23 protein-coding genes are annotated in these 22,244 nt (G+C 48.2%); 12 read left to right on the top strand and 11 right to left on the bottom strand.

The genetic code is table 11. From position 1 onward, the window contains the following. Positions 1–21: 21 nt before the first annotated feature. The 3 genes from cysT to ACLHG7_RS03495 all read right to left on the bottom strand — a co-directional run bounded on the left by cysT (position 22) and on the right by ACLHG7_RS03495 (position 2,877). Positions 22–855 carry a sulfate ABC transporter permease subunit CysT gene (cysT, locus tag ACLHG7_RS03505; RefSeq protein ID WP_410209666.1) on the bottom strand — a complete coding sequence of 278 codons (834 nt, stop codon included), beginning with the start codon at positions 853–855 and terminating at the stop codon, positions 22–24. Then, positions 855–1,694 carry an RBBP9/YdeN family alpha/beta hydrolase gene (locus ACLHG7_RS03500; RefSeq protein ID WP_410209665.1) on the bottom strand — a complete coding sequence of 280 codons (840 nt, stop codon included), beginning with the start codon at positions 1,692–1,694 and terminating at the stop codon, positions 855–857. Before ACLHG7_RS03500 ends, cysT begins: the two co-directional genes overlap by 1 nt. A 160-nt stretch (positions 1,695–1,854) precedes the next feature. Then, complete coding sequence (locus ACLHG7_RS03495; protein ID WP_410209664.1) at positions 1,855–2,877, bottom strand: sulfate ABC transporter substrate-binding protein; 1,023 nt, start codon at positions 2,875–2,877, stop codon at positions 1,855–1,857. Positions 2,878–3,422: 545 nt separating this feature from the next. Between ACLHG7_RS03495 and rlmD the strand changes: the two genes are divergently transcribed. The 3 genes from rlmD (at position 3,423) to ACLHG7_RS03480 (ending at position 8,190) form a co-directional block, all read left to right on the top strand. Beyond that, positions 3,423–4,844 (top strand): 23S rRNA (uracil(1939)-C(5))-methyltransferase RlmD, encoded by a 1,422-nt coding sequence (gene rlmD / locus ACLHG7_RS03490; RefSeq protein ID WP_410209663.1) that lies wholly within the window; start codon positions 3,423–3,425, stop codon positions 4,842–4,844. A 258-nt stretch (positions 4,845–5,102) separates the two neighbouring features. Then, positions 5,103–7,466: a RelA/SpoT family protein gene (locus ACLHG7_RS03485; protein WP_410209662.1), complete on the top strand. Its 2,364-nt coding sequence runs from the start codon at positions 5,103–5,105 to the stop codon at positions 7,464–7,466. A gap of 118 nt (positions 7,467–7,584) precedes the next feature. Further along, complete coding sequence (locus ACLHG7_RS03480) at positions 7,585–8,190, top strand: MarC family protein (protein WP_410209661.1); 606 nt, start codon at positions 7,585–7,587, stop codon at positions 8,188–8,190. A 76-nt stretch (positions 8,191–8,266) separates the two neighbouring features. On the opposite strand, the gene rpoZ is transcribed toward ACLHG7_RS03480, so the two are convergent. After that, positions 8,267–8,539, bottom strand: a complete 273-nt coding sequence (gene rpoZ / locus ACLHG7_RS03475) for a DNA-directed RNA polymerase subunit omega (protein WP_114899806.1) — start codon at positions 8,537–8,539, stop codon at positions 8,267–8,269. Between the two features lie 151 nt (positions 8,540–8,690). Continuing rightward, positions 8,691–9,452, bottom strand: coding sequence for a helix-turn-helix domain-containing protein (locus tag ACLHG7_RS03470; protein ID WP_410209660.1), 762 nt, complete (start codon positions 9,450–9,452; stop codon positions 8,691–8,693). Between the two features lie 168 nt (positions 9,453–9,620). Here ACLHG7_RS03470 and ACLHG7_RS03465 point away from each other — a divergent pair, with 168 nt between their 5' ends. The 8 genes from ACLHG7_RS03465 (at position 9,621) to ACLHG7_RS03430 (ending at position 15,277) form a co-directional block, all read left to right on the top strand. Next, positions 9,621–10,181, top strand: a complete 561-nt coding sequence (locus ACLHG7_RS03465; protein WP_410209659.1) for a fatty acid desaturase CarF family protein — start codon at positions 9,621–9,623, stop codon at positions 10,179–10,181. A gap of 140 nt (positions 10,182–10,321) precedes the next feature. Beyond that, positions 10,322–10,879, top strand: coding sequence for a hypothetical protein (locus ACLHG7_RS03460; protein WP_410209658.1), 558 nt, complete (start codon positions 10,322–10,324; stop codon positions 10,877–10,879). Positions 10,880–10,934: 55 nt separating this feature from the next. Continuing rightward, entirely contained in the window at positions 10,935–11,480 is a 546-nt protein-coding gene (locus ACLHG7_RS03455; RefSeq protein WP_410209657.1) for a thioredoxin family protein, read from the top strand. 187 nt (positions 11,481–11,667) lie between these two features. Then, positions 11,668–12,168, top strand: coding sequence for a 2TM domain-containing protein (locus ACLHG7_RS03450; RefSeq protein WP_410209656.1), 501 nt, complete (start codon positions 11,668–11,670; stop codon positions 12,166–12,168). A gap of 165 nt (positions 12,169–12,333) precedes the next feature. Next, positions 12,334–12,864 carry a DUF6622 family protein gene (locus ACLHG7_RS03445; protein WP_410209655.1) on the top strand — a complete coding sequence of 177 codons (531 nt, stop codon included), beginning with the start codon at positions 12,334–12,336 and terminating at the stop codon, positions 12,862–12,864. Between the two features lie 10 nt (positions 12,865–12,874). Continuing rightward, positions 12,875–13,441 carry a GNAT family N-acetyltransferase gene (locus tag ACLHG7_RS03440; protein ID WP_410209654.1) on the top strand — a complete coding sequence of 189 codons (567 nt, stop codon included), beginning with the start codon at positions 12,875–12,877 and terminating at the stop codon, positions 13,439–13,441. A 46-nt stretch (positions 13,442–13,487) separates the two neighbouring features. After that, the gene (locus tag ACLHG7_RS03435; RefSeq protein WP_410209653.1) at positions 13,488–14,189 is read left to right on the top strand and encodes an N-acetylmuramoyl-L-alanine amidase; all 702 of its coding nucleotides are present in this window, start codon (positions 13,488–13,490) and stop codon (positions 14,187–14,189) included. Positions 14,190–14,332: 143 nt separating this feature from the next. Next, positions 14,333–15,277 (top strand): hypothetical protein, encoded by a 945-nt coding sequence (locus ACLHG7_RS03430; protein WP_410209652.1) that lies wholly within the window; start codon positions 14,333–14,335, stop codon positions 15,275–15,277. Positions 15,278–15,282: 5 nt separating this feature from the next. On the opposite strand, the gene ACLHG7_RS03425 is transcribed toward ACLHG7_RS03430, so the two are convergent. Continuing rightward, entirely contained in the window at positions 15,283–15,912 is a 630-nt protein-coding gene (locus ACLHG7_RS03425; RefSeq protein ID WP_410209651.1) for a DsbA family oxidoreductase, read from the bottom strand. A 177-nt stretch (positions 15,913–16,089) separates the two neighbouring features. After that, positions 16,090–16,713: a guanylate kinase gene (gene gmk, locus ACLHG7_RS03420; RefSeq protein ID WP_410209650.1), complete on the bottom strand. Its 624-nt coding sequence runs from the start codon at positions 16,711–16,713 to the stop codon at positions 16,090–16,092. A gap of 190 nt (positions 16,714–16,903) precedes the next feature. Between gmk and ispH the strand changes: the two genes are divergently transcribed. Beyond that, entirely contained in the window at positions 16,904–17,854 is a 951-nt protein-coding gene (ispH, locus tag ACLHG7_RS03415; protein ID WP_410209649.1) for a 4-hydroxy-3-methylbut-2-enyl diphosphate reductase, read from the top strand. Between the two features lie 80 nt (positions 17,855–17,934). On the opposite strand, the gene ACLHG7_RS03410 is transcribed toward ispH, so the two are convergent. The 4 genes from ACLHG7_RS03410 to ACLHG7_RS03395 form a co-directional block, all read right to left on the bottom strand. Beyond that, positions 17,935–18,609: an START domain-containing protein gene (locus ACLHG7_RS03410; RefSeq protein ID WP_410209648.1), complete on the bottom strand. Its 675-nt coding sequence runs from the start codon at positions 18,607–18,609 to the stop codon at positions 17,935–17,937. Positions 18,610–18,674: 65 nt separating this feature from the next. Then, on the bottom strand, positions 18,675–19,484 hold the full coding sequence (gene dapB, locus ACLHG7_RS03405; RefSeq protein ID WP_410209647.1) for a 4-hydroxy-tetrahydrodipicolinate reductase: 810 nt from the start codon (positions 19,482–19,484) through the stop codon (positions 18,675–18,677). A 213-nt stretch (positions 19,485–19,697) separates the two neighbouring features. After that, on the bottom strand, positions 19,698–20,825 hold the full coding sequence (gene dnaJ / locus ACLHG7_RS03400; RefSeq protein ID WP_410209646.1) for a molecular chaperone DnaJ: 1,128 nt from the start codon (positions 20,823–20,825) through the stop codon (positions 19,698–19,700). 673 nt (positions 20,826–21,498) lie between these two features. Further along, on the bottom strand, positions 21,499–21,918 hold the full coding sequence (locus ACLHG7_RS03395) for a DUF1801 domain-containing protein (protein ID WP_410209645.1): 420 nt from the start codon (positions 21,916–21,918) through the stop codon (positions 21,499–21,501). Positions 21,919–22,244: the final 326 nt, after the last annotated feature.

Here is a 22,244-nt window from a genome sequence, read left to right as displayed (position 1 = left end):
TGGATCATTTTCTCGTGCTGCTTACGATACGGCAGTCCGGCCTGTTTTGCGGCTGGCCCAGTTCTGCAGTACGTTGATCAAAAACAGCAAAATAAACGAGATGATCAGCATGATTGCGGCGATTACCGTAGCACCGACATAGTCATACTCTTCCAGATGCGACACGATCAAAAGCGGTGCGATCTCGGTCTTGAGCGGGATATTGCCCGCGATAAAAATTACCGAACCGTATTCACCCACTGCACGCGCAAACGCCAAGGCAAAACCCGTCAGCAGGGCAGGGAACAGCACGGGTAAAATCACATACCAGATTGTCTGCCAGCGCTGTGCGCCCAGTGCTGTCGCAGCTTCTTCCAGTTCTACCTCAAGGTCGGCCAGAACTGGCTGTACGGTCCGCACCACAAACGGTAAACCAATAAAAATCAGCGCTAAGGTCACCCCAACACGGGTGTAAGCGACCTTGATGCCCCACGGCTCCAAGAAGTGCCCAATCCAACCATTGCTGGCATACAGGGTGGTCAGCGCAATACCGGCAACTGCAGTCGGCAGCGCAAACGGCAAGTCAATTAATGCATCCACCAAGCGCTTACCCGGAAAGGAGTAGCGCACCAAAGACCACGCGAGCAGCAAACCAAAAAAGACATTAATCAGTGCCGCAATCAATGATGCGCCAAAGGTCAGATAGAACGAGGCCTGCACACGGGGTGAATTCACCAATTTCCATAAATCATCTGCACTGATCCCGGATGCTTTAATAAAGACAGCCGAAAGTGGGATCAAAACCACCAACGATAAATACACGAGCGTAAAGCCCAATGACAAACCAAACCCAGGTAAAACGCGGGTTGAACTCATTACACCACCTGCTTATTCAATAATTTTAATGTGTCGATGCTGTGCGGATCTTGACCAAATGCAGCCTGATTTGAAGCGGATTGCTCGACAGGCGTCGCTGTTATGGTTGTATCGATGGGCGCGGTCTGTTGCCGCTCATCTTCCGCGGACGCTGTGCTACTGGGCTCATCTTTCGTTAAACGATCCGTCAGCGAGTTATCTTTGGCAATGACGCTGCCGTCTAAATGGCGTGTGGCAAACTGCTTGACGGCTTGCGAACCATATTTCAATGTATTCAATTCTTTGATCACTTGTGGCCAAGCCCCGAAGCCTGCCGCAACGTTGATATGTCCGGCATCGCCGAGATCAATCAGCTTTGCGCCCCAACGCGTTGCCCACCATTCTGCGGCTTCAAAAGTCATCCACGGGTCAGTACGACTGGCGATCAGACGAATCGGAACCCCAAGTGGCGCACGGGGCAGGATACGACTGAGCAGTGCTGGTGCTTGCGGGCCATGAGGATCAGTCACTTGATCTTTATTGCGTGCAAAGCCTTCCAGTGAAAAACGTTCCGGTGACGCCGGTGCAACCAGCAATACACCTGCTACTTTACTGGCCAGCACACGACTAGAGAGTGCTGACATGGTGACCAGACAACCAAAACTATGCGCCACGATCCAGACCGGCTCTGTGGCATGGAGCAAGAGTTCGCGGTCTAGCGACTGACGCCAAGTGTGTAGCACCGGACTATTCCAGTCCGCTTGCTCCACACGCTTGGCATCACTGAGCTGGGTTTCCAGCCAAGTTTGCCAATGCGCAGGCTCACTACCACCGACACCCGGAAGGATAAGCGTAGTCATGCTCGTCACCTTTGTTTGCGTTTGGTTGTATGGGTAATGTGTTGTTATGGGAATACGTGCTTTTTACGATCAAGGACTAGAACAGTTTTGACACGATCAAGCTTTTTGTGAGAATCGCTCCCCTTGATCACAAGGGGAGGTTCCTTTTTAGGTAAAGCGCTTATTTACTGCCATTTGCAGTGATGATTTGGTCAAATACCCCGCCATCAGCAAAGTGAACTTTCTGTGCTTGTGTCCAACCACCAAACTCTTGGTCGATGGTGAACAGTTTTACAGGCGCAAAAGTCTTGGCATATTTCGCAGCGATGGTCGGATTACGTGGACGATAGAAGTTCTTCGCCGCGATGTCCTGACCTGCTGGTGAATACAAGTAGTTCAGATAACCGGTTGCAAGGTTACGCGTACCATGTTTGTCGACGTTTTTGTCAACCACAGCCACTGGCGGTTCTGCCAAGATTGATTTGCTTGGGGTCACAATTTCAAATTTGTCACCTGATTCACGGACAGCCAAGTAGGCTTCGTTTTCCCAAGCCAAGAGCACGTCGCCTTGACCGCGTTCAACGAAAGTCGTGGTTGCACCACGTGCGCCAGAGTCGAGTACTTTGGTGTGGGCGTAGACTTGTTGTACGAAGTCGCGAGCGGTTTTATCAGAGCCACCGGGTTGTTGTTTTGCCCAGCCCCAAGCTGCCAAGTAGTTCCAGCGTGCACCGCCAGAGGTTTTTGGATTTGGTGTAACGATTTCAACGCCAGGCTTGATCACATCTGCCCAGTCTTTGATCCCTTTTGGATTACCTTTACGCACCAAAAATACGATAGTTGAAGTGTATGGGGTAGAATTGTTTGGCAGGCGCGCTTGCCAGTTTTTTGGCAGCAGATCCGTCTTGTCAGCGATTGCATCGATGTCATAGGCCAATGCCAAAGTGACCACGTCAGCTTCTAGACCGTCGATCACTGCTCGGGCTTGTTTGCCTGAGCCACCATGAGATTGTTTGATGGTGATTTTTTGGTGAGTCTTGCTTTCCCAGTATTTGGCGAATGAGTCATTAAATGATTCATACAGCTCACGCGTTGGGTCGTAAGACACGTTGAGTAATTCGTTTGGTCCTGCGGCAACTGCTGCAAAACTTGAGGTGAGCAGGCTGATCGCGAGCAGCGCTGGACGGAAAGCTTTATTGAATGACATGATGTTTGACCCCTTTGTTAACATAAATTGACTAATGACAAAAAATGATGAATGGAACGCTTTATATGTTGGTATCGTAATAAGAAGCTAATCCCAATAGAACGATTTAAAAGTAAATTACTTATATGAAAAAGTGATTAAGCGGAGTGGGGATCTATCACAACCACCCTCGCCTAACCATCTCCCTGATGGAGTGGAACTTAAGCTTTCTCTCCCTCAGGGATGAGGGATGAGGGTTGGGGGGAGGGATGTGTTATCAGAGCATGGAGGTAAAATTCTGATGCCTGCCTGATGGTGTCCAGACGCATTTCTTCCGCTTAAAATGAACCAAAAGCTCAAAATGCATCAAAAATAAGTCACAGGGGAAGGACTGCTTTGTTTTATAATATTGCGCACTCGAAAATACCTATAGCCAGAATGATTTTAAAAAGCGCTTAACACCCTGCCTTGATGCGATGCGTTTAAGCATGCGATGCCTCAAGGCCTAAATGGTCTTAAAGCGCTTTTGACTTAATACCAGCCAGCATTAAAGAAGATATCTATACATGAGACGTAACCAACGCGAGAAACTGCGCGAGCAGCCCGCTCTAACTTTTAATATTGAGAAGCTGTCCCATGAAGGACGCGGCGTCAGTCACTACGGATCACAACCGACTACGGGTGATGAAGGGCTGACCGTCAGCAAATACCAGCATCCGGTAGAGAAACTGGGTAAGAAAGTCTTTATCTCTTTTGCGCTGCCCGGTGAGACGGTTGTTGCTAAAGTGCATGAAAGCCATAAAAAATATGAAGAAGCGGATGCTCTGTCGGTTGAAAACCCATCGCCTGATCGCGTTGAACCGATTTGCCCGCATTTCACCGTGTGTGGCGGCTGTAGCTTGCAACATTGGTCTACCGATGCGCAGATCGCATTTAAACAAAGTGTACTGAGCGATCACTTTCAGCACTTTGGTGGACTTGCACCCAAAGAGTGGCTGCCTGCACTGCGTTCGACGCGCACTGACTATCGCCGTAAAGCACGCTTGGGTGCCAAGTATGTGATTAAGAAAGAAGCCATGTTGGTCGGTTTCCGTGAGCGCAAGAGCAGCTATTTGGCTGAGCTCAGTGAATGTAAAGTTTTGGATGCACAGATTGGTGGTCGGATCGAAGAACTCAAAGCCTTGCTTGGCACCTTGCAAGCGCGCGAACAGATTCCGCAGCTTGAGATTGCTGTGGGTGATGAGCATGAAGACGGCAGTGTGGCGATGATTGTGCGACATTTGTCACCGCTTCATCAAACTGACACAGAGAAGTTGCTTAATTACGCCCGCAATCTCGGCTGGCAGTTGTACCTGCAACCGGGCAACTACGACACCGTTCATCGCATCGATAAGGTGGACGCGCCGATGCGCTTGCACTATGAGCTTCCTGACTTTGGTATAAAGTTTGCTTTCTCACCCCTTGATTTTACCCAAGTGAATCGCGATATCAACCGCCAGATGGTGACGTTGGCGTGCGATTTGCTTGAGTTAAAAGAAGGCGAGCGCGTTTTGGACTTGTTCTGTGGTCTGGGTAACTTTTCTTTGCCGCTTGCACGACGTGTGGGTGTGACCGGCCAAGTGGTTGCGGTAGAAGGTAGCGAGGAGATGGTGCAACGCGGCGGTGAAAACGCAGCATTGAACGGCCTTGATAATGTTCAGTTCTATGCACAGGACTTGACCAAGGACTTCTCCCACCAGCCGTGGGCAGCCCAAGGCTTTGATGCCTTGCTGATTGACCCGCCGCGTACTGGTGCTGAAGAGGTGATGCATTATCTGTCCCGCTTCAACGCCAAACGGATTGTTTATGTCTCGTGTAATCCAGCGACGCTGGCACGTGACGCAGGTATACTGACCGCTGCAGGCTACGTGATGCAGCGGGCTGGCGTGATGGATATGTTTACGCATACAAGCCATGTCGAGTCGATAGCATTGTTTGTGAAAAAGTAAGCTGTAAAAATTGCTTCTTTTGCACGGGCACTTTGGCGGACTCTATCTATAGATGATTTTATGTTTATAGAAGGCAAGGGTGCGGCATCTTCATCACCAACACGCTTTTTGTAGAAGGCATGCTAGGGATTGGCAGATTGGTTGCGGTTTGGTTTTAAGGGAAGTCTTTGGACAGCACGATGTTTTTTATCGTGTTGTTTTAACAAAAATAATGATTTGGAAGTGATTTAAAAGTCGCGCTCATGGCGAGAGGTTGATATGGTCAGAATACGCGAAGATTTACCGCTGCGTATGGATGAAGCAAGTCGTGCACTGGTGTCTGGTGCAGGGCCAGCGGTATATGGTGAAGTTGAGTTGGATATTGAAGGCTGGTTAAAACGCCTATCCAAACAACTCACTAAATCGGCAATCCGCCAATTGCAGCAAGCTTGCGAGCTGGTTGCAAGTCGCGCATTTAATGCAGCGCATACCCGTATCGAACAGCGTTCCAACGCCTATCATGCTGGTGTGGGCATGGCTGACATTCTGACGCATCTGCGTGTGGATGAAGAGACATTGGTTGCTGCTGTCCTGTTCCGTAGCGTGCGTGAAAATCTGATTCCCTTAGAAGAAGTCGGTACGGTTTTCGGTCCCGATATCCAAGCCTTGATTCGCAGTACTTTGGCGATGGGGGGCTTGTCTGAGCTGATTGAGCGTAATCGCCGTCTGGAAGATCATTTCGAAAATAACCAGCGTGAACATCTGTCCGGCATCTATAAGATGCTCATCTCGGTCACCGAAGATGTGCGCGTCGTGCTCATTAAGCTGGCCGAACGTACCTTTGCGGTGCGTGAACTGGCCAATGCGTCTCGTGAACGTCAAGAGCGGGTTGCGCGTGAAATCCTTACCATCTATGCACCGCTAGCCCATCGCTTAGGGATCGCACAGCTCAAATGGGAATTGGAAGACATCGCCTTTCGTTTCCTGTCGCCTGAGCGTTATAAAGAAATTGCGACACTGCTCAGCGAGAAGCGCCTGGAGCGTGAGCAATACATCCAGAATATGACCAAAAGGCTACAAGATGCCCTCGCGGAACAAGGCATCAAAGCAGAAGTGACCGGTCGGGTGAAACACATCTACTCCATCTATCGCAAGATGAAGAGTAAGCAACTCAGCTTTGATCAGCTTTATGATATTCGTGCCCTGCGCGTGCTGGTCGATTCGGTGCCGGAGTGCTATCACGCTTTGGGTGTGGCGCATCAACTGTGGCGTCATATCCCTGATCAGTTTGATGATTACATTACTAACCCGAAAGCTAATGGCTATCGTTCATTGCATACCGCAGTCTTGGCCGAGAATAAGTCGCTTGAGGTGCAGATCCGTACAGCGGCCATGCACAACGAAGCCGAACTCGGCGTTTGTGCGCACTTCAACTATAAAGAAGGCACTAAAGCCGGTAAGAAGAATGGCGATATCGTCTTCGATCATAAATTGCATTCACTGCGTAGCGTACTTGAGAATTATCAAGAGAACAAAAACAAGCAAGATGGCAAAAAATCGAAGAGTCAGGACGACCCAGACTTTGATGAAGGCGAAATCGATCCGCTGAACGACTGGGGCGAGTTTGAAAAAATCTACGTCTTCAGTCGTGATGGCGATATCAAAGAGCTGCCGAAAGACGCCACCGTCCTCGACTTTGCTTACCACGTGCATACCCAAGTGGGAAACCACTGCTATGCCGCGCGCGTCAATCAGCGCTTTGTGCCACTGACCTATAAGCTGAAGACCGGTGAGCAAGTCGAGATTCTGACTAAGAAGGATCGTGATCCTAGTCGCGATTGGCTGGTCAACTCGCTGGGCTATATCAAGACGGCCCATGCACGTGACAAGCTACGCTACTGGTTCCGTCAGCAGGATCGTAGCAAGAATCTTGAGATTGGCCGTGAGACACTGGTCAAAGAGCTGGCACGTCTGGCGATTCATCCTAAGAGCATCGATTTGGCTGACTATGCCAAAGCGTTTAATGTCAAAAGTGGTGACGACATTCTGATTGGTCTGGTGACGGGTGATATCAGCCTGCATCAATTGATGAATCAGATCAACAAGCAGATGCAGCCTGACGAAAACACGCCTGAGCTGGTGTTAAAACCGACACTCAATGCCCGCGCTAGTCGCACGCTGTCACAGCATGGCATCCTGATTGATGGTCTGGATAATGTCGAACTGCATGTTGCCCAGTGCTGCCAACCAGTACATGGTGAACCCATTGCCGGTTATATCACCCAGCATCGCGGTGTCAGTATCCATAACCTCAACTGCCCTGAATATGGTCGTTTGATTGTGCAGGATGCGGATCGTGCGGTTGAAGCGGGCTGGGAGATGCAACCGACCAGTGGTCAAGTGGTGCAGATTGTCATCGAAGCCTATGACCGTCGTGGTTTGCTCAAAGACCTGACCGCGGTCATCTTCTCTGATCAAATTAATATCCAACAAGTGAACACTATCACCGAGTCGAATGGCATCGCCAATATGAAGCTTCAAATCGAAGTGAAAGGTTTGGCGCAATTGTCACGTCTACTTGCGCGTCTTGAACAGCAACCGGGCATCATGAGTGCACGTCGGTTAGTGGTCGGGATGAAATAGCTATTTCAAAGCAACTGTTTTAATATCGTTTTTTGCACGACTGATGGGATTCGATCAATCAATGCAGTCGTGTGTTTTGTAGCTAGCGCTTAAAAGTAGCGCTTGTAGAGTAGCTTTAATGGATAACACCTTTGTCTCAGCAACAATACTCTTGTTGCTGATCACCGACCCTTTGGGCGGTGTCCCTGTTTTTGTCAATGCACTCCGTGGGGTCGCGCCTAAGCGCCGTCCCAAGATTATCCTGCGTGAAGTCTCCATTGCTTTTATCATTTTGCTGATGTTTATGCTGGGTGGGCATAGTTTTTTGGAGATGTTCCAACTCAGTGACCTATCCCTACAATTGGCTGGCGGCATCATTCTGTTTTTGATCGCGATGCGCATGGTTTTTCCTGCGGCATCCTCCCACGGCAACCAAAATGATGTGCTGCCTGAAGAACCCTTGATTGTGCCGCTTGCTGTGCCCATGTTGGCAGGCCCTTCAGCGATGGCAACCGTGATGCTGATGGTGTCGCAAGCGCCAGATCGTAAACTGGAGTGGATAGCCGCACTCGCCGTAACCATGTCAGTCTGTGCGGTGGTGCTTTTGCTGTCAGGTCAGATGCAGCGGTTACTGGGGGACAGTGTTCTCAAGGCCTTTGAGCGCTTGATGGGCTTGATTCTGGTCGTGCTGGCGGTCGAGATGATCTTGAAGTCGGTGCGGATTTTTATTCAAAGTTTGTCTTAAATAAACGTCAGCCATAAAAAATCCCGCAACACATGCGGGATTTTTTATTTGGTTTTTTATGCCGACATTCTAAAGATTAGAATGTGAAGTCATTCAGTGAAATTGAAGACATCACTGCATCTAGGTTTGACACCGGTGCTGGCTCATCTTTCATTTTCAGGATGTCTTTGGTCACGTGACCAGCAGCGATTTCACGCAGTGCCATCACGGTTGGCTTGTCGTTTTCCCAAGCCAATGTCGGCTCAGCGGTACCGCGAGCGAGTTGACGTGCGCGCTTCGCAGCAACTAAAACCAATTCAAAACGATTATCAACTGCACCTAGGCAATCTTCTACAGTCACGCGTGCCATGCTGAACTCGCTCTATGTATACGGTAAAATGGACTGCATAGGATACAGATTCTTAGTCGATAAAACAAGCGATTTGACCGAGATTGTCGCATGATTGATTCGCTGTCCTTTTGATCCTGCATTGATGAATCGCTCATGCCGCATTATCTCATCATGAAGAGGACTTCGGTCGGCTTGTACGTTTCTTCAGTCCGCACATTTCCTCCGCCGTATTCCATGGACGGATACCAAAGGCCAGACCATATAAGGTGCGATCTTGTGTTGGGAGGTTGATATCGAGTGCTGATAGTTCATGAAACTCAGCCGCAAGGCGATCCAGTTTGCGCTGAATAATCAGGGCAGAGGCGGGGGAGAGATCACCGCCAACAAATTCAAAGTAACCACCATGTTCATCAAAGCGCACCCCAAGAAAGTTATTGGTCATCATCTCGCCATGCTGCAAGCGGATTGGACCATAAGCTTGGTGCTTCACTTGGCGTGAGACTCGTAGGCGAATACGATTATCCGGCAAGAGCTCAATCAAGCCCGCACGATCCAGCTTGATCAGTAGACGAATGCACTCTGGTTCAGTGATGTCATAATCACGCACGATGTCACTGAGCTGCCAGTTGTTACGCACCAGATAAAAGATGCCTAAGAGCTGTAAATCATTGGCAAGGATCTGCTCTTGATCAACAGTCATCTCCGCAACCGCCATCGATTCACCACGCGCAATCCGTGCCAGTTCAAAAAAGTCGAGTTCAAGCCACTGGCAAATATCATCAAGACGCTGCAAGGTAAAGGTCTTGTCCGAAAATAACCGTTTAACACTCGCCTCACTCAAATGCAGTGCTTCGGCCAGTTCACCATAGGTTTTTCCGCGTGATTTCAGCACGCGCTTTAAGGTAGTAATCAGTAAATCGGTATTGGACATGATCAGCTCGGTAACAATTTGACATCAATATGTGCTGCATTCGCATCATCGGATAATGCGTATAGTATCGATATATAATACCTTGATATGTTAGTATTGTATGCATAAATTGCGTTCACTATGCTCAAGTCATCCAGAGCCATGGCGGCTCTGATGGGAGTACTGATCATGGTTACCGTGATATTTTTTGCATCTATAGTTCTGAAAACATTATTGATTATTCTATTGGCGGATTTTATTACTGGCTTTGTCCATTGGCTGGAGGATGCCTATGCGCGTCCTGAGATGCGTTTTGTCGGGGGTATTGCCCGTGAAAATTTATTGCATCATGAGAAACCGCGTGACTTCCTGAAGAAAAACTGGTGGCAGAGCTCTTATGACCTGATTGCGATTGGCTTGGCGGTGCTTGCTGTGTCATGGTTTGCGTTTGGTGAGATTAGCGTGTGGCTCATCCTGCTCATGGTGCTGAGTATCAATGGCAACCAGATCCACAAATGGTCACACCAAAACCGCATGGAGCGTCCAAAATTGGTAAGCAAACTACAAGACTGGAAAATCCTGCAAGGCGTGCGTCAACATGCCAAGCATCACAGCGGCCTCAAGAACACCGACTACTGTGTGATCACTAATGCGATGAACCCACTGCTTGAAAAAATCAACTTCTGGGTGGGCTTAGAATGGGCGATCTGGCGGGTGACTGGTGTGGTACGTCGTCAGGATGCTATCTAAGATTCATTGCAATATCATCCTACTGGTCAGGATTTAGGACTGAAAGTAAAAAGCTTATCAATAAAAACGCAAAATGACTTGCGGGAATGCTTGTAGGATGAGAGATTCACTCTCATCTTGTTCCTACATTGTTTCCCATCATGTCGAAATCTTTAGTCTCCAATTTTTCTGTTAAAGCTGCTCAATCCCTCCTGATAGGGCTGCTTGCGTTTAATGCCTCTGTTCATGCCAAGGCACCCTCCACGCCACTAGCATCTTTTGAAGAAAACGAAGCCAAGGTGGTGATTACGGTTGAGTATGACCAGAAGCATCAAGCCACACTGGTCGCGCAGTTCACGCCCTTGCAAAAGGGCTATCACTTGTATAGCAAAGATTTACCACGCAAAGGAATAGAGGGCATTGGTCGTCCGACGCTGATTGAACTGGCTGTTAATTCTCCGATCAAGGCACGTGGGCTACTGGCCGACGGTGCTCCGACCTTAAAAGAAGTGATCCCTGAAGCCAAAGATCCACTCCTAATCTATCCCAATGGTCCTGTGACTTTGCGTCTGCCGATTACCATACCAGCAGCAGCCAGTGGCAAACTGACCGATAACGTTTTAGTCAGCTATATGACTTGTAGCCCACAAGGACAATGTACTGCACCCGTGACCGCTAAAGCCGTGCCCATTACATTGACTCATTTGGCCGCGCACTGATTCAAGCAGTAGCGCTCCCTTTAATTGATCCTTTCCTGATAACGGAAGAACATGCATGAAATATTTATCTTATGGTTTTGCGCTGAGTCTCTTAATCCCTGCATTGGCATTTGCCGAAGGGGATGTTTCACCTGCCACCACAGCGACTGTTAGCGCCGCAGCCGACACCACCGCTGCACCAGTGAGGAAGCACGAGTCTACCAAAGTCGATTCTCATATTTATGATCTCAAGGCTGATCCGTCGAAGGATCTCGCACAGGCGATTGCGGACGCCAACAAAAGCAATAAGCACATTCTGGTTGAAGTCGGTGGCGACTGGTGCATTTGGTGCCGCCGTCTGGAAGGCATCTTTGTCAGTCATCCTGAATTGACTACTCTACGCGACAAGAACTTTGTGCTGGTTCATGTCAATTTCAGCGATGAAAATGAAAACAAAGCGTTCCTTGCCCAGTTCCCCAAAGTTGCAGGCTACCCGCATATTTTTGTCTTGGATCAAGATGGCAAGCTGCTGCATTCAGAAGACACCTCTGAACTGGAAGACGGCAAGTCCTATTCGATTGCGCGTTTGACCGCGTTTTTGGAGAAATGGAAAGCGGCATGAGGGAGGCGAGATATTTCCCAAATGGATTGTTAATCGGTAACAGGAGTGATAAAACATAATAATGACAAGCCTGACAGCGTGAAGTCACTGAGATGACGTGACGTTGTCAGGTAAAAGTCAGGTGGCTGTCGTGGTCAAATCCACCGGAATGGGTGAAAGTCAGTACAAGTGAACTTAGGGGGCAATCATGCTTATCCAAAAACTCAGATTACAACGCGGTTGGTCTCAGCAACAATTGGCTGAACTCTCTGGACTCAGTGTTCGGACGATTCAGCGCATTGAGCAGGGTCAAACTGCAAGTACCGAGTCTTTAAAGTCACTTGCCGCTGTTTTTGAAATTGACTTTTCATCCATCCATACGGAGGACACTATGGACGACTCATCGTATGCGCAAGAAACACAACATGCGCTTAACCGAGGCGTAAGCCTTGATGAAGAACTGGCTTTTCGTCATGTTCAGGACCTAAAGCGTTTTTATTTGCATCTCATTCGCTATGTATTGGTCATCAGTATCCTTGCGATCATTAACTTTGTGACCAGCCCTCATGTGCTCTGGGTGCTCTGGGTCGCTTTGTGGTGGGGCGTTGCGATCCTCTTTCACGCTGCACGCGTCTTTATGTTGTTTCCTTTCTTCGATGCCAAGTGGGAGAAGAAACAGGTTGAGAAAAGGCTGGGCAGGTCGCTATAAACAGATTGCGGATTCCTCCTTAATGCGAATCCGCTGATCGATATTTTATCCAATATTGATTGAGTCACCTTGCGTGCGCATGAAATAGCGCGCGGTGTACACACGCATCTTTAATTTTTTAAGTATCTTTTTTTAAGTATCCATATTGATCGGGAAGGATGAGCCATGAGCACGATTTTAGTGATGACGCCGTTTTGGGTTTGGTTAATTTTATTATTTTTGGTGATGCGCGGCATCAAAGCGATGCGCCCCAATAGTATGTCACTGTCTGGCATGCTGATATTACCCGTGGTCTTTACTGTCTGGGCGGGGCTCGGGCTGTCGAAGTTTGGACATGCTACTGTCGCACTTGATGTCTGGCTAGTCTTAGGTTTGACCATAGGTCTGGCTTTAGGGGTTGCGATATTCAAGGGTTTACAGGGTTACCACTATGATCGTCATACCCAGCACATCCATCGCCCGGGCTCAGTCCGTATGCTACTGATTTCACTGCTGGCTTTCATGAGTAAGTTTGCGGTGGCGTTGTATGTTGTGCGTTGCTCGCTGCAAAAGACGGATATTTCGCCACTGATTTATGGTGGCGTATCGGGCATGGTTTGTGGTTTATTATGGGGTGCGATCGCGACGCAGATTTTTAAAGCGCTGAAGCGTCGAGAGCGAGCAATCCCAAGCCCACTCCCAGAGCTCAAAGGATAAAACTAACCCGATGACGTTACCGGTAAGCATTCAGATCGTCCCCCTGCATCCCTTAGACTTTGCTGAGTTTATGGACTATCTGGATGATCATCTGTCGGATAACGGCAAGGATGGTACAGCGTATTTCCAGCCCTCGCCGCAAGGTCAGCATGCTTTTTCACCTCAGCGTGCCGCAGCGTTTAGGGGTGCGCTGGAGGTTCCACTCTCCCAACATGGCTGGCGGCGGGCATGGGTTGCGAGGAACGAGACAGGACAGATCGTGGGTCATGTGGACTTGCGCTCACATACTGAGCGATGGAGTGCTGAACGCTGCTTGCTGGGGATGGGGGTTGACCGAGCGCATCGCAAAATTGGATTGGGTGCTGCGCTGATTGAATATGTCGAGCACTGGGCTAAGCAAGAGACCGCAGTGGGATGGATTGACTTACAAGTGCTGTCCAATAATACTCCCGCCATTCGCCTTTATCTCCGCTCAGGTTTTAAAATAACGGGTGAAGTGCGGGATATGTTTAAGGTCGATAATCAGTATTTTTCCTATACCGATATGACCAAGTATTTGTATGCAAATCAGCATTAAGTCATGCGTTAAATATATTGCCTGAGAGGGCTATGGGGCTGTATGAATGTTTGATCTAAGAGGGTACCGACACCTTTTAGCCGTTTTGGCTATTGGCATGATCCTGCCTGCCCATGCGGCACTTATCATCGTAGATACAGGACACACATCGGCACATCCGGGTGCCACCGCCGCAAGTGGGCGCGTTGAGTATCGCTATAATCTGGATATGACCGATGCTTTAGCGGCTGACCTGACACGTGCCAATGAGCGCGTGGTGCGTATCTCAGCAGATGGCAAGGAGATCGAACTGCCTGATCGTGCCACCCATAACCCTGATGCGGATGTATTTGTCTCGATTCACCATGACTCTATCCCTCAAGCGTGGATGGATGCAGGACGAGTCCGTGAATTTTCAGGCTATTCGATCTTTGTTTCGACCAAGAATCCCAAATATGCCGAGAGTGTACGCTGTGCCAAAGAGATTGGTCAGCAAATGTTGAAGAGCGGACAGAAGCCCTCGCTTTACCATGCCACGTCAATTGCAGGGGAGAACCGTCCTTTCATTGATCGTCGCTTAGGCGTTCATCGCTATGATGATCTGATTGTGCTTAAGACAGCACCCATGCCTGCAGTCTTGGTCGAGATTGGCGTGATTGCCAATCCCGATGATGAGATTCGTGTGAGTCAACCGGAGACTATCAAGCGAGTAGCACATGCCATCTCAACAGGCATTCAAGCTTGTGTTGCTAATGAGCAATCCTATTAATCTCCTGGAGCAACTATTTCTTTCCCTTCTATTAATTTGATTGTAAAAAGCATTTATGTTTTTCCAATTGGTGTATTTTGTGGCGATGCTTTTGGCTACTATCTTGAGATGCCATAATATGATTTAGTTGAGGAAAATTTTGTATGCTTAAGAAGCTTCTCATTATCTTATTTTTTATATTGGGATTCATTTTTATTTATACGCTATTGAATTCATCTACGCACACCTCAAAATCACAACCAAATTCAGTTCCGATACTCCAAAAACAAAATTCAATAACTACGAGTCCTCAAGTTATCGACAAGCCTAGTTCACCAATCACTCCTTTTCAGCATAATCTTAAACATGCTGTTGCTCTAAACCATGAATATCAACTGAGTGATGATCTGCATGGGCTTTATTTAAAATATAAAGAGAGCAAGAATCCTGATGAACTATATATAGCGGAGCAAGCCATATCATTTTGTAAACAGTTTATCTCTTCGCCCTCTGACGAGGCGTTAACACTTTCTCCCAAGAGCATGTATAACCCTCTCCCAAATCATACCCCAGATCAAAACACCGCAATTCAGCACCTTTATAGCATTTGCTCTACCTTTAGCCATGAGTTTAAAACGGCCAAACAGTATTTTGCTGAAGAAGAGCGATTGTCTGAAAGGGTGGTGAGCGGAGAGAGTTACTCTAGTGCCGTGGACAGAATGATCCTTTTAGCGAGTCAGGGGGAGCGCGACAAGATAATCCCTCTTTTAAAAGAAGTTATTCTTTCCAAAGAACCTGATGCAATAAATTCTGTTCAGGATATTATACTTAAACGTTGGCAAGGTGCGGAGAGTAAAGGGGTTGTCGGACAGTTTGCCATCCGATTAGCTGCTTGTGATCTGGGCAGAGAATGCTCTAAAGATGCGCTGGATCAACAATTATCTTGCTTGTCAGGATCAGCCTGTAATTTGTCTTTGGAAGATGAACTGATGAATCACCTAACCCCTACCGAGCAGCAAGAAGTGATGCAAAAAAAAGCATTATTCCTGCGTGCAGTTGATGAGGGTGATCTGGCAGCATTAGGAATAGAGGATAAAAAGGTAAAATAACTGCCTTACGATTCTGCCGCCTGCTGAAACGCCTGATGAAATACTTCACGAGGTTGAGCACCTGAGACCGCAAGACGATTATTAAAGACAAAGAACGGCACGCCTGATACTTTCAGTTCTTGCTGAGCAATGGCTTCATCCTGACGGACTGCATCGGCATAGAGATCGGTATCCAACACATTTTTCACTTCCGCAGGATCAAGCCCTATCGAGATCGCCAAGCGTTCAACGGTATCGCGATCACCGATCGCTTCGCCTTCGATAAAGTAGGCTTTAAAGAAGCGCTCTTCAGCTTCATTGCCGAGACCTTTCTCGGTTGCTAGATGAATGATGCGATGGGCATTAAAACTGTTGCCTGAGCGGGCAATATCAAACTTGAAGTGAATGCCTTCTTCAGCTCCCGCAGCGATGATACCTTTTTGCATCTCGGCAACTTGCTCAAGGGTTCTGCCATATTTTTTGCTTAAGCGCGTGGCGAGGTCTTCTGAGTGGTTGGTCGGTGCATTAGGGTCGAGTTCAAAACTATGCCACGTCACATCGAGGGTGATGCCGGCTTCTGCAGCAACGGCTTCAAGACGGCGTTTGCCGATGTAGCAAAATGGACACACAATATCAGACCAAATATCAACTTTCATATACAAGCTCCCATCCAAATTCTAGTCAGCACGAGTGACATCTGTTGTCGATGTGCGTTAAATATGGGGGTGATTATGCGTGATGCAAGGCGTGTGATTTGAGGTGTTATGTCACTGATGCGTAAGACTTCGGTGTCTTACGCATCGATTAAATGTCTGATGCGTTAAAGCTGCGATTTAGTCATGTGATCCGTTCAATAAAGCAATTAGCAAATCTTGCTGCTTAACCACTTGCTGTGCCGAGGTGAGACCAGCCGCACGGATGATGGCACGCAGATCAGACAGTCCTGCATCAAAGTCATCATTGACGATCAGATAGTCAAAGTTGACATGCTGGCGAATCTCTTCCACTGAACCATTCAAGCGGGTCTGAATGACTTCTTCGCTGTCCTGACCGCGATTGGACAAGCGCTCGCGCAGGGCTTTAAGACTTGGCGGAATGATAAAGATCTGAATCGATTTAGGGAATATCTTGCGTACTTGCTCGGCACCTTGCCAGTCGATCTCCAGCAAAACATCATGTCCTTGTTCAAGCTGTTCTGAGACACCGATATGGCTCGTCCCATAATAGTTGCCAAACACTTCGGCATGCTCGATGAAATAGCCATCGCCGATCATTTGTTCAAAGACGGTTTTTTCCGTAAAGTGATAGTGCACACCATTTTCTTCACCCGGACGCATGGCGCGGGTGGTGTGAGAAACCGACAAGGAGAGCTCGGGTGTGCGCTCAAGGAGTGCTTTGACCAGTGATGTTTTGCCTGTGCCAGAGGCCGCAGCCACCACAAATAATAAGCCCGCCATGCGATTCTCCAAAAATCTTTTCGTTAAAAGTGTTACTCATACACTGTGCAGTATGAAAACAGCATAAAATATGGGTAGGCAATATAGTACATAAAAAGCTGCACAATGCAGTAATCTATAGTGCAAAATGAAATTTAAATCGCTTATAAGCATCGTCATCTGTTTGTAGACCAGAGTTAGAGTAGCCATCATGGATATCGTATTAGCAAACCCGCGTGGTTTTTGTGCCGGCGTAGATCGAGCGATCGCGATTGTGAATCGTGCCTTGGAAGTCTTTGGTGCGCCGATTTATGTGCGCCATGAGGTTGTTCATAACAAGTTTGTGGTGGACGATCTCCGTGCGCGCGGTGCGGTGTTTGTCGAAGAGCTGGATCAGGTGCCTGACGATGCCATCGTAATTTTCAGTGCGCATGGCGTTTCTAAGGCGGTGCAAACCGAAGCGACTCGCCGTGGGCTAAAAGTGTTTGATGCCACCTGTCCACTGGTGACCAAGGTTCATATTGAAGTCACCCGCTATGCGCGTGAAGGGGTGGATGCGATTTTGATTGGGCACCAAGGCCACCCTGAAGTCGAAGGCACCATGGGGCAGTACGATACAGGCTTCGGTGGCAAGATTTACTTGGTGGAAGATGAAGAAGATGTGGCTAAGCTTGAGGTTCGTCTGGATCGCAAACTAGCTTTCGTGACGCAAACGACACTGTCGATGGATGATACCGCGCGTGTGATTGATGCGCTGCGTAGCCGCTTCCCTGAGATTCAAGGACCGCGTAAAGATGATATCTGCTATGCCACCCAAAACCGCCAAGATGCTGTGCGTGATCTCTCAGTCAAAGCCGATGTGATTCTGGTGGTTGGTTCACCGAACTCTTCCAACTCTAATCGTCTGCGTGAGCTGGCCGAGCGTGAAGGTGTGCATGCCTATCTGGTGGATAATGCTGACGAGATGCAGCGCGAATGGTTTAAAGATGCCAAGCAAGTCGGTGTGACTGCGGGCGCATCGGCCCCTGAGATATTGATCAGCCAAGTGATTCAACGCTTGCGTGAGTGGGGCGGTCAGACACCAGTTGAGCTAGCAGGGCGTGAAGAGAACGTGGTGTTCTCCATGCCTAAAGAACTGCGGATAGCGGTGACGCAGGCTTAAAGCGATAAAGCAAAAAAAAGCCCCATTCTTGGATTTAGGAATGGGGCTTTTTATTTGCATAGATTATCTGTGTGAAATCATTAAAACTCTTTCACACCCACCACAGTCGCCTGCTGATACTTTGCCGCTTTGACATAATTTTTCATATTGCGCAGCATTTCAAACGGTTGTTCTTGCACAAACAGATTCACAATGCTTTTTGGCAACATGCCATTCGGATCAGCATAGCCACTCACCGTGACTTCCACTTGTGGCTTACCGCTTGCAGATTTTGGCAGCGGTTTGAACTGCCAGAGTCCTTGGTAGTGGTCGATACGGATGAATTTATCACGCACGGGTGCGCGACCATCAGTCGTTACATCATTCTTGATGGTGACAACACCATCTGGTGCTTGGCTCAAACGGCCTGAGATCACTACATCACGGTCTTTGAGCGGGAAAGGAAAGTCGAGATCCATACGCAGGATAAATGTACCCGCCTGATCATTACGATCCAGAATCAGTGCTTTGCCGGTATAGGGTGCCCACTCTGCGGAGTGATCAGTATCCATGACCACGGCAACAGCTCCGACTAGGGTACTGTCCAGTACGGTGGTGGCGCGGAAGTTCATGGTGGGATTGCCGTCTTCCTTATAGGTCCAGACTTTAACCCCATCGCGATCAATCGCAAGTTTCTGCGGCGTGGCTTCGGCATAGACACTGGAGACCAGCGTTAGCGTGGAGAGCAATAGGACAACTTTGAGCATCTTCTTCATGGCAGTCTTTCCTTATCCTTGTTATCGATGTAACGGCACGCTAGTGGAGCCGCGTGCGCTACTGTTTATTTTAGATTTAAGACATCTTGCATATCATAGCGAGCCGGGGATTTAGGCGTAGCCCAGATCGCAGCACGCACCGCACCGCTGGCAAAGTTCATACGGCTGGTAGCCATATGCTTGATCTCAACCCGCTCGCCTTCACCAATAAACATCACGGTATGTTCACCAACAATATCACCACCGCGAATGGTTTCAAAGCCAATCGTTTGACGATCCCTTGCGCCCGTGTGGCCTTCACGACCGTACACCGCAACTTCTTTAAGATTACGACCCAAAGCAACCGCGACCGACTGACCCATCATAAACGCAGTACCTGATGGTGCATCGACTTTATGGCGATGATGCGCCTCGATGATCTCAATATCAACGGTATCGCCAAAGGCTTTTGCAGCCAGTTCCAGAAGTTTGAGTGAGACATTGACGCCGACAGAGTAGTTGGCGGCATACACCACGGGGATATCCTGTGCGGCTTCATCAATCAAGGCAAACTGTTCTTCAGTCAAACCTGTGGTGCCAATGACAATTGCTTTTCCCGCAGCGCGGCACATTTCCAGATGGGTCATGGTTGCAGCAGGGGTAGAGAAGTCAATGACCACGTCGCAGTGCAAGATTTCATCGGCAAGATTGCCGACGATCTTCACGCCATTTTTACGAATCCCTGCCATCTCGCCAGCATCCGCGCCGATCAGCGAACTGCCTGGTGATACCACTGCGGCAGCCAGTGTAGCGCCTGCTTCAGCGACTGCTTGAATGAGGATGCGTCCCATGCGGCCGCCAGCCCCTAAAATCCCAATGCGTGTGGAGGTAGTCATACGGTTTAAAGTCCTTGTGGCATCTTGCTTCTACTTGATTTTAGAGGAAGCGTTGCCTTTAAAATGTAAATTGAACGGCATGAATTGTAGCTGAAAAGAATCCATGATGGCGTACAAACTCCGTCAAACGCGTAGTCGATTCTAATAGATTGTCCATAAAAAAACGCCAGTCGAAAATTCGCTGGCGTTTTTTGTATATGTCTTACACAGGGCTTATGAGAAAAACTCGCCAATGCGATCAAAAAAAGATTTTTTATTCGGTGATTGCGCGCCGTTATCCATCGAGCCTTGCAGCTCACGCAGCAGTTCTTTTTGATGGTTATTCAGGTTCACTGGCGTTTCAACCGTGACACGGCAGAGTAGATCGCCCGTCATCGTAGTACGCACAGGTTTCACACCCTTACCACGCAAGCGGAACAGACGACCGGTTTGTGTGCCTTCTGGAATTTTCAGATTGACGCGACCATCAAGGGTTGGGATTTCAACATCTTTACCCAGTGCAGCATCGGTAAAGCTGATAGGCACTTCCATATACAGATCCGCGCCATCACGTTGGAACACTTTGTGTTCTTTAACCACGATCTCTACATACAGATCGCCCGGTTGTACACCTGCACCACCTGCTTCACCTTCACCGGTTAGACGCACGCGATCGCTGTTGTCCACACCGGCTGGAATGCTGACTTCGAGTGTTCGTGATTTATCTTTCACGCCGCTGCCATGACAGACATTACAGGGGTTCTTAACGGTTTTGCCGCGACCGTGACAGGTTGGGCAGGTTTGATTAACCGAGAAGAAACCTTGTTGCATACGCACTTGACCCGCACCATGACAGGTACCACAAGTTTGTACGTCTTTCGGATCTTTTGCGCCTTTGCCATCACATGCAGTACAGGGTGCTGGTGCGGTGAAGGTCACATTCTTTTTCACGCCTTTGACGGCTTCTTCAAGGGTTAGTTCCATTACATAGCGCAGATCGGCACCGCGACGTTGGCGTGATTGACCACCACCTTGACGACCGCTGAACATATCCCCAAAGATATCGCCAAACTGACCGAACATATCTTGGAAGTTGCCGCCACCAAAACCGCCGCCACCGCCCATGCCACCCATACCGTCAAATGCCGCATGACCCATACGGTCATAAGCAGAACGCTTGTCGGCATCGGAGAGGATTTCATAAGCTTCGGAAGCTTCTTTGAATTTGGCTTCCGCAGAACTGTCGTCTGGATTGCGGTCTGGATGATATTTCATCGCAAGTTTGCGATAGGCTTTTTTGATCTCGTCTTCGCTTGAGCCTTTAGCGACACCCAGCACTTCGTAATAATCACGCTTCGCCATGAGCGGTAACACTCCACAAATAAAAACTAAAGAATAGGGCTAATGACGGCTTGATGAGGGCAGGGTGAATGCATTTCAAGAGAGTTAGACGATAAGAAAGTGGGAAATTTGGAAAATAGTGGGTTTTGGGTGGTTTTGAGGTTTGGGAGACTGTAGATTAGAGGCAGAGTTGAATAAAGAGTGATGAGTTAAAACTCATCCTATGCTTGCTAATAGAAATAATCTCATCTTAAATTTGTTTGGAAATGTTGATGTGTTTGTATGAGCCGGAAATTCAAAAGGTTCCATGGGCTGAACTCCGTGAGTGTATTAATCCAGCGGTAGTAAAGCAGGTATATAGCTGGGCTGAGTTATTTGAGCCATTCTCTTCCTATCTCCGATCGATAGCGAACTTGTTCAGACGGATGAGTTAAATGAGAGCAAACGGAGGGTGGACAAAGTGATGCGATTGAGATTTAAAGACTTACCCAAAGCTCAACAACGCCACATATATATTTTTTTGGCTGTCGTTTATATAGCTGTACCATTGGTGTTAATCGGTATCACGATGGCTATTGATGCATTATGCAGTCTAGGCATATCTGTGTTTTTCATTTGTGTATCTCTTGCTTTTATAAATTGGGCATATTCATTGTTTGAGGGGTAGTAGTTAACACATCAGAGAACAGATGGGTTAAACCCCATCCGCAGCATCTGATAACTCACAGCCTCCCCCCCGATTCAACCCCACCGCCGCCAAGATCAACGCCTTAAAAGCCACTTCATCAATCTCCACACTCTCATGCAAGTCAATCGCCCGCCTGACATTGCCCTCTAAACTAGAATTAAAGAGTCCCGTCGGATCCGGCAACGTAGCACCTTTCGGAAAGGTGAGCTTCACCGCTTTTTTATACGTCTCACCCGTGCAGATGATCCCATCGTGAGACCACACCGGAACGCTCCATTTCCACTCCTCAATCACATCAGGATCAGCCTGTTTGATCAGCGCACGCACATGGGCTAGGGTTTTACCGCGCCAATCATCTAAGCTTGCGATCTTTGCATCAATCAACTGGGTCGGGGTTTCACCACTGGTCGCCGTTTTCTTTTCCATGTTGTATCCACTTCTATATTGGGCTATTTTTCGATTTTGCTTCAGTGTCCATCATCCATGCCAGCCTGAGTAGAGTACTGGGGTGGATTGCATCTGATCAACTGATTTATGTAGAGATGTGTAAGATGACGCAACAGTTTTCATAACTAGATTCCAATTAAGAACCTGTGTAACATGACTAAACTGACAATAAATATTGTCTAAAAAGGTAAAGATTTGGCTGCTATTGTTAAGCACAGTTCGCTAAGGTATGAATAGGGCTGTCATGCTTTAATGGGCCAGCATTTATTTTGCCGAGTAAAGCTGAAATTTTAAGATCAAGATGT

Origin of the sequence: Aquirhabdus sp. (assembly GCF_046462495.1) — a bacterium.
In the GTDB taxonomy this organism is placed as follows: Bacteria; Pseudomonadota; Gammaproteobacteria; order Pseudomonadales; family Moraxellaceae; genus Aquirhabdus.
Note: the sequence above shows the minus strand (reverse complement) of the source record. Positions and strands in the feature narration are given on the sequence as shown.